Origin of the sequence: Streptococcus sp. 27098_8_99 (assembly GCF_041431935.1) — a bacterium.
Classification (GTDB): Bacteria; Bacillota; Bacilli; order Lactobacillales; family Streptococcaceae; genus Streptococcus; species Streptococcus parasanguinis_D.
In genome coordinates this window covers 1-15579 of sequence record NZ_JAPVYQ010000002.1, presented here as the reverse complement: position 1 = coordinate 15579, position 15579 = coordinate 1, and the positions used below count along the sequence as shown (strand labels likewise).

17 protein-coding genes and 1 other annotated feature are annotated in these 15579 nt (G+C 40.4%); of the genes, 16 read left to right on the top strand and 1 reads right to left on the bottom strand.

Translation table 11 applies throughout. The annotated features are described in order from the left end of the window. The 3 genes from O3605_RS01450 to O3605_RS01440 all read left to right on the top strand — a co-directional run bounded on the left by O3605_RS01450 (nucleotide 1) and on the right by O3605_RS01440 (nucleotide 4845). A complete protein-coding gene (locus tag O3605_RS01450) occupies nucleotides 1-1749 on the top strand; it encodes a rhamnan synthesis F family protein (protein WP_371585120.1) in 1749 nt (582 codons plus the stop codon). Then, nucleotides 1749-4274: an LTA synthase family protein gene (locus O3605_RS01445; protein WP_371585119.1), complete on the top strand. Its 2526-nt coding sequence runs from the start codon at nucleotides 1749-1751 to the stop codon at nucleotides 4272-4274. The genes O3605_RS01450 and O3605_RS01445 overlap by 1 nt, the downstream gene beginning before the upstream one ends. A gap of 94 nt (nucleotides 4275-4368) precedes the next feature. Further along, the gene (locus O3605_RS01440; protein ID WP_070586082.1) at nucleotides 4369-4845 is read left to right on the top strand and encodes an EbsA family protein; all 477 of its coding nucleotides are present in this window, start codon (nucleotides 4369-4371) and stop codon (nucleotides 4843-4845) included. A gap of 9 nt (nucleotides 4846-4854) precedes the next feature. Here the strand turns inward: O3605_RS01440 and O3605_RS01435 are convergent, their stop codons facing one another. Beyond that, nucleotides 4855-5055, bottom strand: coding sequence for a ferredoxin (locus O3605_RS01435; protein WP_371585118.1), 201 nt, complete (start codon nucleotides 5053-5055; stop codon nucleotides 4855-4857). 45 nt (nucleotides 5056-5100) lie between these two features. Between O3605_RS01435 and O3605_RS01430 the strand changes: the two genes are divergently transcribed. From O3605_RS01430 to O3605_RS01370, 13 genes are all read left to right on the top strand, one after another. After that, nucleotides 5101-5556 (top strand): SAG1386/EF1546 family surface-associated protein, encoded by a 456-nt coding sequence (locus tag O3605_RS01430; RefSeq protein ID WP_223325727.1) that lies wholly within the window; start codon nucleotides 5101-5103, stop codon nucleotides 5554-5556. A 14-nt stretch (nucleotides 5557-5570) separates the two neighbouring features. Beyond that, nucleotides 5571-6251 carry a (d)CMP kinase gene (cmk, locus tag O3605_RS01425; RefSeq protein ID WP_371585117.1) on the top strand — a complete coding sequence of 227 codons (681 nt, stop codon included), beginning with the start codon at nucleotides 5571-5573 and terminating at the stop codon, nucleotides 6249-6251. 23 nt (nucleotides 6252-6274) lie between these two features. Next, nucleotides 6275-6403 (top strand) — a sequence feature (ribosomal protein L20 leader region). A gap of 16 nt (nucleotides 6404-6419) precedes the next feature. Then, nucleotides 6420-6950, top strand: coding sequence for a translation initiation factor IF-3 (gene infC / locus O3605_RS01420; protein WP_003003721.1), 531 nt, complete (start codon nucleotides 6420-6422; stop codon nucleotides 6948-6950). A 33-nt stretch (nucleotides 6951-6983) separates the two neighbouring features. Continuing rightward, a complete protein-coding gene (gene rpmI, locus O3605_RS01415) occupies nucleotides 6984-7184 on the top strand; it encodes a 50S ribosomal protein L35 (protein ID WP_003003453.1) in 201 nt (66 codons plus the stop codon). 49 nt (nucleotides 7185-7233) lie between these two features. Continuing rightward, the gene (rplT, locus tag O3605_RS01410) at nucleotides 7234-7593 is read left to right on the top strand and encodes a 50S ribosomal protein L20 (protein ID WP_000124834.1); all 360 of its coding nucleotides are present in this window, start codon (nucleotides 7234-7236) and stop codon (nucleotides 7591-7593) included. A 103-nt stretch (nucleotides 7594-7696) separates the two neighbouring features. Beyond that, nucleotides 7697-8164: a deoxycytidylate deaminase gene (locus O3605_RS01405; RefSeq protein WP_049490930.1), complete on the top strand. Its 468-nt coding sequence runs from the start codon at nucleotides 7697-7699 to the stop codon at nucleotides 8162-8164. A gap of 127 nt (nucleotides 8165-8291) precedes the next feature. Beyond that, nucleotides 8292-8723: a hypothetical protein gene (locus tag O3605_RS01400; RefSeq protein WP_371585116.1), complete on the top strand. Its 432-nt coding sequence runs from the start codon at nucleotides 8292-8294 to the stop codon at nucleotides 8721-8723. 399 nt (nucleotides 8724-9122) lie between these two features. Beyond that, nucleotides 9123-10313 carry a methionine adenosyltransferase gene (metK, locus tag O3605_RS01395; RefSeq protein WP_371585115.1) on the top strand — a complete coding sequence of 397 codons (1191 nt, stop codon included), beginning with the start codon at nucleotides 9123-9125 and terminating at the stop codon, nucleotides 10311-10313. Between the two features lie 192 nt (nucleotides 10314-10505). Continuing rightward, nucleotides 10506-11765: a UDP-N-acetylglucosamine 1-carboxyvinyltransferase gene (gene murA / locus O3605_RS01390; RefSeq protein WP_070589247.1), complete on the top strand. Its 1260-nt coding sequence runs from the start codon at nucleotides 10506-10508 to the stop codon at nucleotides 11763-11765. 56 nt (nucleotides 11766-11821) lie between these two features. Continuing rightward, the gene (locus O3605_RS01385; RefSeq protein ID WP_003003737.1) at nucleotides 11822-12373 is read left to right on the top strand and encodes a GNAT family N-acetyltransferase; all 552 of its coding nucleotides are present in this window, start codon (nucleotides 11822-11824) and stop codon (nucleotides 12371-12373) included. Then, nucleotides 12366-13643, top strand: a complete 1278-nt coding sequence (spxR, locus tag O3605_RS01380) for a CBS-HotDog domain-containing transcription factor SpxR (RefSeq protein WP_371585114.1) — start codon at nucleotides 12366-12368, stop codon at nucleotides 13641-13643. The genes O3605_RS01385 and spxR overlap by 8 nt, the downstream gene beginning before the upstream one ends. Before the next feature lie 20 nt (nucleotides 13644-13663). Then, nucleotides 13664-14524: a methionyl aminopeptidase gene (locus O3605_RS01375; RefSeq protein ID WP_003003694.1), complete on the top strand. Its 861-nt coding sequence runs from the start codon at nucleotides 13664-13666 to the stop codon at nucleotides 14522-14524. Between the two features lie 83 nt (nucleotides 14525-14607). After that, nucleotides 14608-15579 (top strand): YihY/virulence factor BrkB family protein, encoded by a 972-nt coding sequence (locus tag O3605_RS01370; protein ID WP_371585113.1) that lies wholly within the window; start codon nucleotides 14608-14610, stop codon nucleotides 15577-15579.

Below are 15579 nucleotides of genomic sequence, written 5' to 3'. Positions count from 1 at the left end.
ATGCAACGTTTACTTTTATATGTTCACTACAATAAGTTTAATTTTATTAGTGGGCATGTACTCTATCAATTAGAAAAGATTCGCCCCTTGTATTCGCGGGTGGTCTTTATCTCCAATAGTCAACTACCAGAAGATGTGAAGTCTAATTTAGTAGCACAACATCTGGTAGACGATATTCTAGAGCGCCAAAATAGTGGCTTTGACTTTGCGGCTTGGCGGGATGGAATGAAGACAGTCGGCTTTGACCAACTGGCTCATTTTGATTCGGTTACCCTTATGAATGATACCTGCTTTGGACCGCTTTGGGATCTAGAACCCATTTATCAGCAGTTTGAACATGATGATGAAGTGGATTTCTGGGGAATGACCAATTACCGAAAAGACAAGGATTTTAACGAGCATATTCAGAGTTATTATCTCAGTTTTAAAAAACAGGTGTTGACATCAAGCGCCTTCCTAGAATTTTGGCAGGGTGTTCAAGACTTCACCAATGTTCAAGATGTGATTGATAACTACGAGACCAAGGTCACAACGAATTTCTTGGATGCTGGTTTTCGCTATAAGACGGTCTTTGATACCATTCATGAAGACACAACTGGGATGCTCTATCCAGACTTTTCTTACTACAATCCTACAGCGATTCTCAATCATAAGGTTCCTTTCATCAAAGTCAAAACCATTGCAAACAATGAAGGAATTATGCCTTATATTTTTGATGAGTTGGAGCGTGTATCGAACTATCCATTAGATTTGATTCTTAACCACATGTCTATGATTGATCGTCCAGACTATCCTTATCTCTTGTCTCGTAAGTACTTGAAAAACCAGGAATTAGCTGGAGAGTTTGGTAAAAAAGTTGCGGTTCATCTTCATGTCTTTTATGTGGACCTCCTGGAAGAATTTCTAGATGCTTTCCAAGCCTTTCATTTTGCTTATGACTTATGGATCACGACAGATGTAGAAGAGAAGAAGCAGGCTATTGAGAAAATTCTTTCTCATCGAGCACAAGATGCCACGGTTGTGGTGACTGGAAACATTGGACGAGATGTGTTGCCAATGTTGCTCCTAAAAGAGCAACTCTGCCGTTATGATTATGTAGGTCATTTCCATACCAAAAAATCAAAAGAAGCAGATTTTTGGGCAGGTGAATCTTGGCGCAAAGAATTGATTGAGATGCTAGTGAAGCCAGCGGATCAAATCCTTGCCAACATGGAAGTCAATCCAAAAGTCGGAATCACTATCGCAGATATTCCAACTTTCTTCCGTTACAATCGAATCGTGGTTGCCTGGAATGAGGCTCTTATTTCACCAGAGATGAACAAGCTCTGGGAACGGATGGGAGCGACCAAGACGATTGACTTCAAAAATCTCAATACCTTTGTTATGAGTTATGGGACCTTTGTTTGGTTTAAATATAATGCTTTGAAACCACTTTTTGATTTGAATTTGACAGCAGCAGATGTTCCAGCTGAACCTCTACCTCAAAATTCGATATTGCATGCGATCGAACGTTTATTGATCTACATTGCTTGGGACCAAAAATATGACTTTAGGATCTCTCAAAACCCACATGTTCTGACACCATTTATTGATAATAAGCAATTGAACAATCGTGAAGATCTCCAACCCCATACCTTTGTGGACTTTAATCAAATTGGGGGGATCAAAGGAGCCTTGAAATATATCGTAATCGGTCCTGCAAGAGCTGTGAAATATATATTAAAAAGAATGATAAAGAAAGTGAAATAATGAAACGGAAAAAAGAGTTTAATTTTAAAGAATTTATCCTCTCAGCATTATCGAAAGTCTCAAGAACTCAGTGGTATTATGGGGTTACTTTCGTTCTATTTTCTTTTTTTAATTTTTACCTAGCTCAGAATAATCTTGCAGTTCATAACAAAGCAACAGGAACTGTCCTACAATATGTTAATTTTTTAGGAATTCTATTTGGAATTAGTTTCTTGCTATTAATTCCAATATTATCCCAGTTCAATTTTAAAAAATGGTTTCCTTTAAAGCTGATTGTCAGTTATTTGGTCTACAATACACTTTCTTATTTGACGGAAATCACAATTTATTTGAATAATCCGAAATACAAGGTTTGGAATTTTGATAAGCATCCATTCTTTAGAACGGACTCCTTCCTAGTCATTTTCCTTCTGTTTGCTCTGACAGGTGGTTTGGTTCTATTAAGACAGCATTATGATAAGCTACCGAGTCGGAAAAAAGGAGGAGAAGAGATTGGCGAGAACTATCAGTATCTGGTCTTGTCGCAACTCTTGATCACCTTTATCGTAACAGACAAAAATTTTTCGACCCTCATTTATCGGACAGATAATTTTTTGTATAAGGCCTTTGAAATTGGCAAATACTCAGCTCAGCAATTTTGGTTAACAAATGAATTCTTATACATTCTATTTCCATTGATTTCCTTGCTTGGCTTCTTATATACAAAGGGACAACGAGATTTCGTCAAGAACAAACCAAGTTTTTCTTTAGTGTTCTTCTCTAGTACCACTATTGCAATTGTATTGAATTATTTTATCCAATTCAGTTTAGGTCGAACAGAACCCTTCTTAGGCGTTCATTACACGATTCCAGATGCCATCTTATTTCAAATTCTCATTCTGACAACGATCCTTATCTTTGTTTACATTTGTATCAATCAATATTGGATTGCTACCTGTCTCATTTCCATTGTTTCCATTGCTTTTGTAGTTGCAAATTCCATCAAGTTTGGTATGAGGAATGAACCAGTTTTACCAAGTGATTTAACTTGGTTGACCAAACCAATGACGCTTTTGAGCTTTATGGACAAAGTGCAAATATTTTACATCTTTTTATTGGTGGTCTTCCTGGTTTGTCTACTAATTGTCGGGAAAAAGTACCTCTTTAAAGGAAGAATTATTTCTTCATGGAAAATACAAATCGGAGCTATTGCATTGATGCTCCTATGTTTTAAGAGTGTCAATGGGATATTCAGTGATAAAGAAAACGGAAAGATCAAGGCCAATGTTCCAATCATTAGCACGTTAAATAATTATCAAGATATTAATTGGTTAGGTAATACGACCAATGCCCGTTATAAAGGGTTATCTTACGTTTGGATGAATCAATTGACGACGGAAGTTATTCCAAAACCAGATGGTTATTCCAAAGAACGTCTCGAGAAAATAGCTCAAAAATATACTAACTTATCGAATGAGATTAATAGGGATAGAAGTAACTACTTAAATGATCAAACGGTTATCTATATTCTGAGCGAAAGTTTTTCTGATCCTAGAAAGGTTGAAGGTGTTGAGCTCACGGAAAACCCGATTCCAAATATTGAAAACATTATGAAAACCCACACGAGTGGTCAAATGCATTCAGATGGCTATGGTGGTGGAACAGCAAATATGGAGTTTCAAACTTTAACAAGTTTGCCATTCTATAATATATCACCAACTGTTTCGGTATTGTATACAGAGGTATTCCCTAAAATTCATGATGTTCCTTCTATAAGTAATACTTATTCTAGCAAAAATAAAATAGCTATTCATTTAGCTGGTGGAGCAAATTATTCTAGGGACATTGTATATTCAAGGCTGAATTTTAGCGACTTTATCACGATTAATACTAAGGGGATAACTGTTAGAAAAGAAGGAATTAGTCCGAGTGATGAATCCACCTATAATATTGTTTTGGATAATTTAAACGACAAAACAGGACAATTCTTTTCTGTGATGACCATGCAAAATCATACTCCATGGTTAGAAGCAAATCCAGAAACCTTGGATGCCAAAGGTAAAGGTTTTAGTGATGAAGAAAATTCAAAACTGACTTTCTACAGTCGTTTACTTTCACAAACTGACACTGCCACCCAATCCTTTCTGGAAAGTCTTTCTAAAATCGATAAGAAGATTACAGTGGTATTTTATGGGGATCATTTGCCAGGTCTTTATCCTGAGTCCGCCTTTAAGAATAATCCGGAGAGTCAGTATCAGACAGACTACTTCATTTGGAGTAATTTTGATGCACCGAAATTGAACTATCCTTTGGTCAATTCAAGTGATTTCTCTGCTATGGTCTTTGAACAGACCAATTCAAAAGTTTCGCCTTACTATGCTTTGTTGACAGAAGTACTGAAAAAAGCAAGTGTCGATAAAAAGGCCTTGGAAGGAGAAGCACAAGAAATTGCAGAGGATTTGAAAATGGTTGAATACGACTTGATTAGTGGGAAAGGTTACCTTTCTAAAGACTTCTTTAAAGTTCCAACTGATAAATCCAATTAAAAGGAGAGCAAGCAGGTAAAAATCTTTGTGATTTTGGCTGTCTGGCTCCCTTTTTTTTGTTTTTTATGCTAAACTATTAGATGGGGGTATGCTCATGATTAAGATATTCGGAAAGGTCCATTATCATTGGCAACCGGACTTATCCATTCTTGTGACTTATTGGTCCATTGCAGTGATTCCGGTCTTTATTGGACTGGCCTTGATGTATGAGAGCTCTAGTGTGCCAACGCTAGTTTTGTTTTCGTTCTTTTTATTTATGGTCTTGCTAGCGATTGGGGTCCATCGTTACTTCACGATCTATGAGGATGGGATCTTGCGGATTATTACAGCTAATCCTTTTACTCCAATCAAGGTGAAGATTAATTCGATTGAAAAGGTCGAAGTAAATAAGAAATCGATCAAGCTCATTTTTAATGATGGTTCGCGCAGTCGGACATTCTGTATGCGTAAATGGCCGAAAAAATACTTTATCAATGCACTTGCCTTAAATCCTTATTTTAAGGGAGAAGTAATCCTGACGGACAATTTCATCCATGTGGATTACTACGAGATGTATTATGCAAACAAATAAAAAGCCCTCTTAATCTTTTAAGAGAGCACGAGTGGGGCATTCTTTAATAGCCTCGAGAACATCGTTTGTGACAGGAACCTCCTTTTCAAGGAGGTCGTCCTCTTCAGCAGCAAATTTAACGATGCCATTGTCATGGTAATCAAATAAATCAGAATAGGTCTGACAGAGACCGCAAGCGATGCAACGATCTGGTATTAACGTAACTTTCATACTTCTATTGTAATGATTTTTACGAGAAAAAACAAGGAGGAAGTCATGGCAAAAGAACCATGGGAAGAAGATATTTACGATGATGGAGAAGAAACATTGAAAAGAACGAGTAAGTTAAATGGAATCAAGGCAGATCGTCTGTTGACGATTTTAGCCATTATTTTCTTTGTAGTAGTAGTGGCAATGGTCTGTTTGTTGATTTTCCTTTCAACAGGTGGCAGCAATAAATCAAAACAAATGTCTGGTTTCTACAATGGTGAGACTAAGGTTGAACAGAAAACATCGGCTCCTGCAGCACAAACTGACCAAGCAGCTAAAGACGATGGTTCAAAAGATGAGAACTCTGAAGAAGGTACGATCACTGTTCAAGCAGGTGAAGGGGAAGCAGCGATTGCTGCGCGTGCGGGTATTTCCATTGCCCAATTGGAACAGTTAAATCCTTCTCATATGTCTACAGGATCTTGGTATGCCAATCCTGGTGATGTCGTTAAGATTCAGTAGGAGTTGAGGACAGCATGAAACAAATTCAAATTGCCATTGATGGACCGGCTTCAAGTGGAAAATCTACGGTTGCAAAGATCATTGCCAAGGATCTAGACTATACGTATCTAGATACGGGGGCTATGTATCGTGCAGCGACTTACCTAGCTTTACAAAATAATCTGACAGCCGAACAGGTAGATGACCTCTTAGCCCTTTTAGATCAATATCCAATTAGTTTTGGTCGTTCGGAAGAAGGAGAGCAGCTTGTCTTTGTAGCGGACGTGGATATTACCCATCCAATTCGTGATAACCAAGTGACCAATAATGTTTCGTGGGTCGCAGCGCTTGCGCCTATCCGTGAAAAGTTGGTGGCTCTTCAGCAAGAGATTGCAGAGAAGGGTGGAATCGTCATGGACGGTCGCGATATTGGGACAGTTGTCTTGCCACATGCAGAGCTGAAGATTTTTTTGGTTGCTTCGGTTGAGGAGCGGGCAGAACGTCGCTTCAAGGAAAATGTTGAAAAGGGCATCACAGCGGATCTTGAATTGTTAAAAAAAGAAATCGCTGAACGTGACTATAAGGACAGCCACCGTGCTGTGTCTCCTTTGAAACCTGCAGCAGATGCCATTCATTTTGACACAACGGGTGTTGGAATTGCAGATGTTGTTGCCTTTATTGAAGAAAAAGCAAAAAAACTTCTTGACAAAGAATAAAAAACTTGATATCATATAAAAGTTGAGAAAAGCAGAAGTGAGAACTTCTCGCCTTGTGACGCAAGTTGCCTGGCCCCTACGGATCAAGTTTCAGTAATGAAATACATCATGTAGTTCGGGCCTGTTTTGCAGGTCCGTTCTTTGTTTTTCTCGAATAATAAAAAAGAGGTGAAAACCATAGCAAAGCAAGACTTATTCATCAATGATGAAATTCGTGTACGTGAAGTTCGCTTAATCGGTCTTGAAGGTGAGCAATTGGGTATCAAACCACTTAGCGAAGCGCAAGCACTTGCGGACGACGCTAATGTTGACTTGGTTCTCATTCAACCTCAAGCTAAACCTCCTGTTGCGAAAATTATGGACTACGGTAAGTTCAAATTTGAGTATCAGAAGAAGCAAAAAGAACAACGCAAAAAACAAAGCGTTGTGACCGTGAAAGAAGTTCGTTTGAGCCCAGTGATTGACAAGGGTGATTTCGATACAAAACTTCGCAATGCTCGCAAATTCCTTGAAAAAGGAAATAAAGTGAAGGTATCCATTCGCTTTAAGGGTCGTATGATTACCCACAAAGAGATTGGTGCTAAAGTTTTAGCCGACTTCGCTGAAGCGACACAAGATGTGGCGATCATCGAACAACGAGCTAAGATGGATGGACGTCAAATGTTCATGCAATTGGCGCCAGCAACTGACAAGAAATAATCTGTCAGAAAGTTAAAAAAAGGAGAAAATATCATGCCAAAACAAAAAACACACCGCGCATCAGCTAAACGTTTCAAACGTACAGGTTCTGGTGGACTTAAACGTTTCCGTGCTTACACTTCTCACCGTTTCCACGGAAAAACTAAGAAACAACGTCGTCATCTTCGTAAAGCATCTATGGTGCATGCAGGAGATTTCAAACGTATCAAAGCAATGCTTACTCGCTTGAAATAATTGCGTATTCGTAAGTAAAGAATTCTAGGAAATATTGGAGGAAATATAAATGGCACGTGTTAAAGGTGGCGTTGTATCACGCAAACGTCGTAAACGTATTCTTAAATTAGCTAAAGGTTACTATGGAGCTAAACACATCTTGTTCCGTACTGCAAAAGAACAAGTAATGAACTCTTACTACTATGCATACCGTGACCGTCGTCAAAAGAAACGTGACTTCCGTAAATTGTGGATCACACGTATCAATGCGGCAGCTCGTATGAACGGACTTTCATACTCACAATTGATGCATGGTTTGAAATTGGCTGAGATCGAAGTTAACCGTAAAATGCTTGCTGACTTGGCTGTTAACGATGCAGCAGCTTTCACAGCTCTTGCAGATGCAGCTAAAGCAAAACTTGGTAAATAATTTTATAAGGCTGAGATGATTTTCTCAGTCTTTTTTTCTTGCTTATTTCATGCTATAATGAAAATAATCGTAACCGATATGAGGAGAGATGGAGGATATAAAGGTGACACACAATCGACTAGCATGGGATGAATATTTTGCAGCACAGGCCTTACTGATTTCGAATCGGGCGACATGTAATCGAGCGAAAGTAGGTGCTGTTCTGGTTAAGGATAATAAGGTCATTGCAACAGGCTATAATGGATCCGTTTCTGGGACAGATCATTGTCTAGAGGATGGCTGTCTTATGGTCGAGGGACACTGTGTCCGGACGATTCATGCGGAAGTCAATGCGATTTTGCAAGGAGCAGAACGTGGAATTCCTAAAGGCTTTACAGCTTATGTGACGCATTTTCCTTGCCTCAATTGTACCAAGCAGTTGCTTCAAGTTGGTTGCAAGCGGGTCGTTTATATCCATCAATACCGCATCGATGAATATGCCGAGTATCTTTACCGTGAAAAAGAAGTAGAACTGGTCAATTTACCAATTGAAGAAGTGAAAAGAGCTATTGCTGAGGCTGATTTTATTTAGGGAAGCTTCCAGTCTATTTTAAAAGTATCATGAATGAAACGTATGAATATGGTGGAAGTAGTAGTGAAAGTTTGTATAATAGTCTTAAAGAGAGCATGAAAAATAAGATAAAGCTTAGGTGAGAGTTATGACAGATCAACAGAAAAATCCTGAAGTAGATAAAGAAAAAGAGGAATTTGTTTCAGATGAAAGTCTTCTTCCTAACAATGAAATGAAGCCAGAGAAGAGAGTTGGAAATTCTGTAATACTTTCTATTGCTCTGTTTTTAGCCATTGTTTATCTAGTTTTACTTTTATTAGCTGTCTTTGCATTAGGAGCATGGGCTATTGCTTTTTTGTATTTCTTGGGTGTCCATATTATTTGCTTTTTTATAGCGACTATCCTCTTGTGGAATGGAAAAGCAAAGGGCAATAAAACAACTCTTTATATAGCAGCAGCTATTTATGTTTTTTCATTTATTGCTGCGGGTGATCCGGATTGGGTGATTAATCATATACCACCGCTTGTGGTAGGAGTCTTGGTATTTATTGGAACTATATTATTTAAAAATGGAGACTGATTAAAGTAGATAGGGTTGAAAATTTTTAAAGAACTGTTATCATTTAAGTAGATGGTAGGTTTTCGAGTACCCATTGGTAAGCGGACGCCTACCATTTTTGAAGATAAAAAAAGCACCGTGTGAGGGTACTAAATCTTGCCTGCTGAACTCGTAAATTGATAGATACCCTACGGGGTATTTTTTTGTGAACTTTTTAGGAACTTTGAGAACTGTTTAAGTTGATTTAATTAGGTAGTGCATAGGCCCGAAAAAGCTGATTTAATGGGCTTTCTGAAAAATAATTTTCCATATCATATGTAATGTGTTATAATGAAGTGTTATATGGTCCCGATAAGGTGATAGTCTATCTATCAGTACTTTGTAACTCTATAACAATATTTTTTAAGGGGGGACATTTTTATGTCAGAACGTAAACTTTTCACGTCTGAATCTGTATCTGAGGGGCATCCAGATAAGATTGCAGACCAAATTTCAGATGCTATTTTAGATGCTATTTTAGAGCAAGATCCAGAAGCTCACGTGGCTGCCGAAACAGCTGTTTATACTGGTTCCGTGCATGTCTTTGGCGAGATTTCAACGACTGCTTATGTGGATATTAATCGTGTGGTTCGTGATACCATTGCAGAGATTGGTTATACTAATACGGAATATGGATTCTCAGCTGAAACTGTAGGAGTACACCCATCTTTGGTGGAACAATCTCCTGATATTGCCCAAGGGGTTAATGAAGCCTTGGAAGTTCGTGGGAATGCAGATCAAGATCCACTTGATTTGATCGGAGCAGGAGACCAAGGTCTCATGTTTGGTTTTGCAGTGGATGAAACAGAAGAACTCATGCCATTACCGATTTCACTCAGCCACAAGTTGGTTCGTCGTTTGGCAGAGCTTCGTAAGTCTGGGGAAATTAGCTATCTTCGTCCAGATGCCAAGTCACAGGTCACTGTCGAGTACGATGAAAATGACCAGCCAGTGCGCGTGGATACAGTGGTTATTTCAACTCAACACGATCCAGATGTCAGCAATGAACAAATCCACGAAGATGTGATTAACAAGGTCATCAAGGAAGTGATTCCAGCTTCTTATCTAGATGAGGAGACCAAATTCTTCATCAACCCAACTGGTCGCTTTGTTATCGGTGGACCTCAAGGGGATTCCGGTTTGACAGGTCGTAAGATCATCGTGGATACTTATGGTGGTTATTCACGTCACGGTGGTGGTGCCTTCTCTGGTAAAGATGCCACTAAGGTGGACCGTTCTGCTTCTTATGCAGCTCGCTACATTGCCAAAAACATCGTAGTGGCAGGTCTTGCTAAGAAAGCAGAAGTGCAATTGGCTTATGCCATTGGGGTTGCTCAACCTGTCTCTGTTCGTATTGATACCTTCGGTACTGGAACAGTCGCTGAAAGCAAATTAGAAGCAGCAGCGCGTCAAATCTTTGACCTTCGCCCAGCAGGAATCATCCAAATGCTTGACCTCAAACGTCCAATTTACCGTCAAACAGCGGCTTATGGCCATATGGGACGGACAGATATCGACCTTCCATGGGAACGTTTGGACAAGGTTGAAGCCTTGAAAGAAGCTGTAAAATAATTCGTTGAAATGGAAAAGTTAGGGTCAAGTTGATCCTAGCTTTTTTTCGTTTTGAAAATTCCTACAGATGGAAAAATAGGTCGATCTGTGGTATAATAGATGCAGTATTTTGAATACGTTGTCCCTTTTATTTCCGTTGCAAAAAACGATAGTAAAAGGAAAAAGACTTGAAAGAGCTAATAAATTATTAAGATGAAAAAAATTGTAATAAATGGTGGTCGCCCTCTAAAAGGAGAGGTGACCATTAGTGGTGCAAAAAATAGTGTAGTAGCCCTGATTCCGGCGACCATTCTGGCGGATGATATCGTGACCCTTGATGGGGTACCGGATATCTCCGACGTGGCGAGTCTGATTGAAATCATGACCATCATGGGGGCTAAGATCGAGCGCAAAGAAGACAGTTTGATCATTGATCCACGTGGGGTGAAGAATATGCCCATGCCATTTGGAAAGATCAACAGTCTGCGAGCTTCCTATTATTTCTATGGCAGTTTATTAGGACGCTATGGTCAAGCAACGGTTGGGCTTCCTGGTGGGTGTGACCTTGGACCACGTCCAATTGATTTGCATTTGAAGGCCTTTGAAGCAATGGGAGCCGCTATGACCATGGATGGCTCTAGTATGAAACTTGCGACTGATGGCAAGCCTCTTCAAGGAGCAAACATCTACATGGATACTGTTAGTGTCGGTGCAACGATCAATACGATTTTGGCAGCGGTCAAGGCTGAAGGTCGGACAGTGATCGAAAATGCTGCGCGGGAACCTGAGATTATCGATGTGGTAACCTTGCTCAACAACATGGGAGCCCATATTCGGGGAGCAGGTACGGATATCATAATCATTGATGGTGTTCCACAATTGCATGGAACGAGACATCAGGTGATTCCAGATCGCATCGAAGCAGGAACCTATATTGCCCTTGCAGCTGCTATTGGAGAAGGTATCCAGATCAATAATGTCCTGTATGAGCATTTGGAGAGCTATATTGCCAAGTTAGAGGAAATGGGTGTGCGCATGACCATTTCCGAAGATAGCATCTTTGTAGAAAAGCAAACAGGCCTGAAGGCCATCCAGATCAAAACGTCTCCTTATCCTGGTTTTGCGACTGATTTGCAACAACCGATCACACCTTTGCTCTTAACGGCTGCAGGACGTGGGCGCATTGTTGATACGATTTATGAAAAGCGGGTCAACCATGTACCAGAATTGGCTAAAATGGGGGCCAACATTTCGACCTTGAACGACCACATTATTTATGAAGGGCCAAATCAATTGACAGGATCCAGTGTGAAAGCGACGGATCTTCGAGCTGGTGCGGCTTTAGTGATCGCCGGTCTTATGGCTTCTGGAACAACAGAAATTACAAATGTGGAATACATCCTTCGCGGGTATTCAGATATTATTCATAAATTGACTCAACTTGGAGCAGACATCCAGTTGGTAGAGGAATAGTGACAGAACTTGGGATCTGATAGTGGTGGCTGGATACATGAACATTGGAGTTTGAAATGAATATTTGGACGCACTTAGCTGCCTATTCACTGATTGAAACACAAAGGTTGTACTTACGACCTTTTCTCTTTGAGGATGCGGAAGATTTTTATAAGATTGCTTCGAATCCTGATAACCTACAATTTATCTTTCCTGCTCAAGCCGATCTTGCTGAAACTCAATATGTACTAGCCAACTATTTCATGAAAAATCCTTTGGGGGTTTGGGCAATCTGTGATAAGGAAACCAATCAGATGATCGGCTCCATCAAGTTTGAAAAGTTGGATGAAATTAAGGGAGAGGCTGAGTTAGGCTACTTTTTACGCAAAGATTTTTGGGGAAAGGGTTTGATGACTGAAGCGGTCAAAGAGTTGGTCTATCTATCATTTGAGAAATTTCAACTGAAGGAGCTTAAGATTGTCACCCATGTTGAAAATGCAGGGAGTCAAAAGGTTGCTTTAAAGGCTGGCTTTCGTCTCTTTCGTCAATTCAAAGGGAGTGACCGCTATACGCGTAAAATGCGCGATTATTATGATTTCCGCCTAGGTAGAGGGGACTTCTATGAGTAAACACCAAGAGATTTTAGACTATCTCGAAAAATTACCGATTGGAAAACGGGTCAGTGTCCGCAGTATTTCCAATTTTTTGAATGTCAGTGATGGGACAGCCTATCGTGCCATTAAAGAAGCTGAAAATCAAGGAATTGTGGAAACGCGTCCTAGAAGCGGGACTATCCGTGTCAAATCGAAAAAAGCTGTACTAGAGCACTTGACCTATCGAGAAATTTTAGAAATCACCGGTTCTGAAATATTAGCAGGTGAGGAAGGTCTCGAAAAAGAATTTAATAAATTTTACATCGGTGCCATGACGGAAAAGCACGTCCTAAACTATGTGTCTGAAGGTGGGCTTTTGATCGTGGGAGACCGCACTAGCATCCAACGATTGGCATTGAAACATGAGAATGCAGTTTTGGTGACAGGTGGCTTTGAGGTCAGTGAGGATGTGATTGATTTGGCCAATCAGGTACAAATCCCAGTCATCCGAACTTCACATGATACCTATACCGTCGCGACCATGATCAATAAGGCCTTGTCTAACATGCAGATCAAGACGGATATCTTGACAGTCGAGCAGATCTATCGGCCCTTCCATGAGTACGGCTATCTTTCTGAGACAGATACGGTCCGGGATTATTTAGATTTGGTTCGAAAGAATCGCTTTAGTCGTTTTCCGGTTGTCAATCAGCACCAGATGGTGGTGGGGGTCGTGACCATGAGAGATGCTGGAGATAAGGCGCCTCAGACGACCCTTGATAAGGTGATGTCACGGACCATTTTTACCACCAATTTGTCCACCAGCATTGCGACGATTAGCCAACGGATGATCGCTGAAGATTATGAAATGATTCCTGTTGTTCGTAATAACCAGACCTTGCTGGGTGTTATTACGCGTCGGGATGTCATGGATCGGATTAGCAAGGTGCAGTTTTCGAGCCTACCAACCTTTAGTGAGCAAATTGGCCAAAAGATTCAAACAGAGAACGACCATTACCAATTCACAGTGGAACCAAGTATGCTGGAGAAAAGTGGTGTTTTGGCCAATGGGGTCATGATCGAAGTGCTGATGAAGGTTGTTCGCAAGATGATGCAACACAGTGGGCGTAGCTTGATTGTCGAACAGTTGATCATCAATTTTTTACAGGCTGTGCAGGTGGATGATGTGATCCGCATTGAACCTCAACTTGTTCGGCGAACTAGACGTTCGGCCTTGGTTGATTTTAGCTTGTATTTAGATCTGCAGCTAGTCGCGAAAGCAACCATTACGATTAAGATTAATTAAACAAAAGAAATGAGGAGACAATGATTACATTAAAATCACAACGTGAAATTGAAGCCATGGATCGTGCAGGAGATTTCCTTGCCAGCATTCATATTGGATTACGTGACTTGATCAAGCCAGGGCTTGACCTATGGGAAGTAGAAGAATATGTCCGTCGTCGCTGTAAAGAAGCCAATGTCTTGCCGCTTCAGATCGGTGTAGAAGGCAGTCTCATGGATTATCCTTATGCGACTTGCTGTGGTTTGAATGACGAAGTAGCCCATGCTTTTCCACGTCATGTCATTCTCAAAGATGGTGATCTCCTCAAGGTAGACATGGTCTTGTCAGAACCGCTGGATAAATCTGTTTTGGATGTATCGAAATTAGATTTTGATAATGTAGCCCAAGTGAAGAAATACACTGAGTCTTATAGTGGTGGCTTGGCGGACTCTTGCTGGGCTTATGCGGTGGGAAATGTTTCGCAAGAAGTCAAAGATTTGATGGACGTGACCAAAGAATGTCTTTACAAAGGAATTGAGAAAGCGGTCGTAGGTAATCGCTTGGGAGATATTGGCGCAGCGATTCAAGAGTATGCGGAAAGCAAGGGCTATGGCGTTGTGCGTGACTTGGTCGGACACGGTGTCGGGCCTACCATGCATGAAGAACCAATGGTCCCACATTATGGTCGTGCTGGACGCGGTCTTCGCTTACGTGAAGGGATGGTCTTGACGATTGAGCCAATGATCAATACCGGTACTTGGGAGATTGATACAGATATGGAAACTGGTTGGGCCCATAAGACCCTCGACGGTGGACTTTCTTGTCAATACGAGCATCAATTTGTGATTACAAAAGATGGTCCAGTGATCTTGACTAGTCAAGGTGAAGAAGGAACATACTAAAAAATAGAGAGGAAAGAATGGAGCTGAAGGCTAGTGTCTGGTTTCGCTCTTTGCTCTTTTTTAGTAAAATGGGGAGGTGACGAATGAAAAAGGTCCTACAAAAAGTACTGGAACAGCCATTTATAAAGGGCTTCGTGCGGTTTTATCAGAGTGCAGAGTCTGATATCACCAGCATTGCTGTAGCCTATTATTTACTGATCTCCATTTTCCCTTTGATGCTGATTGCAGCCAATATTTTACCCTACTTTCATATTCGTCCCACTCAGATTCTTTTAAGCTTACAGAAAGTTTTGCCAGCCTCCTTATATCGAATAGTGGCACAGATGATTTCGAGTGTCTTGACCAAACCTTCGACAGGCTTACTGAGTTTCTCGATTATTTCTGCTTTGTGGATCTTCTCTCAGAGCATTGCCTACCTCCAAAAAGCCTATAACAAGAGTTATGGGGTGGAAAAGGAGCGTGGTATTATCTGGGGGCGACTCTTTAGCTTTCTGATCAGTTTTGCCTTGCAGGGCTTGTTTGGACTCTCGCTGATCCTTTCCATGTTTGGGAAAATGATCGTTCGTTATCTCTATAAGACCTTTTCATTTGATCGGACGATTTATGTGCGCTTACTGAATTTGACAGAGCCGACCATCTACCTCTTACTTTTTGTCAGTCTGGTCTTGCTCTATTACACCCTTCCAAATGTTAAAATTCCAAAATTTAGATATGTTTTTCCAGGGGCGACCTTCGTTGTTGCTGTCCTGTATGCAATCTTGAATATCTTTTGGAAATATGTAGATCGTTATGTGAGTCATTTCTTAGATGCTCGTTTCTTCGGTTCGGTCGTCCTAGCGGTTATCATGTTTTGGTTCATCTTGGTAGCCAAAATCATGATTATTGGTTGTATTTTAAACGCCAGTATCCAATTTGCCAGAGAAGCCAAGTTCCAAACGCGCAGTGGAGAAATTGTCTCTAAGTTAAAATCAGAAGAAGTGGACTTTCGGCATAGAGAAGTTTCACAAAAATTAAAGCGTCGGTTACGCTTGATAAAAAAAGAAAAAACGGAATAA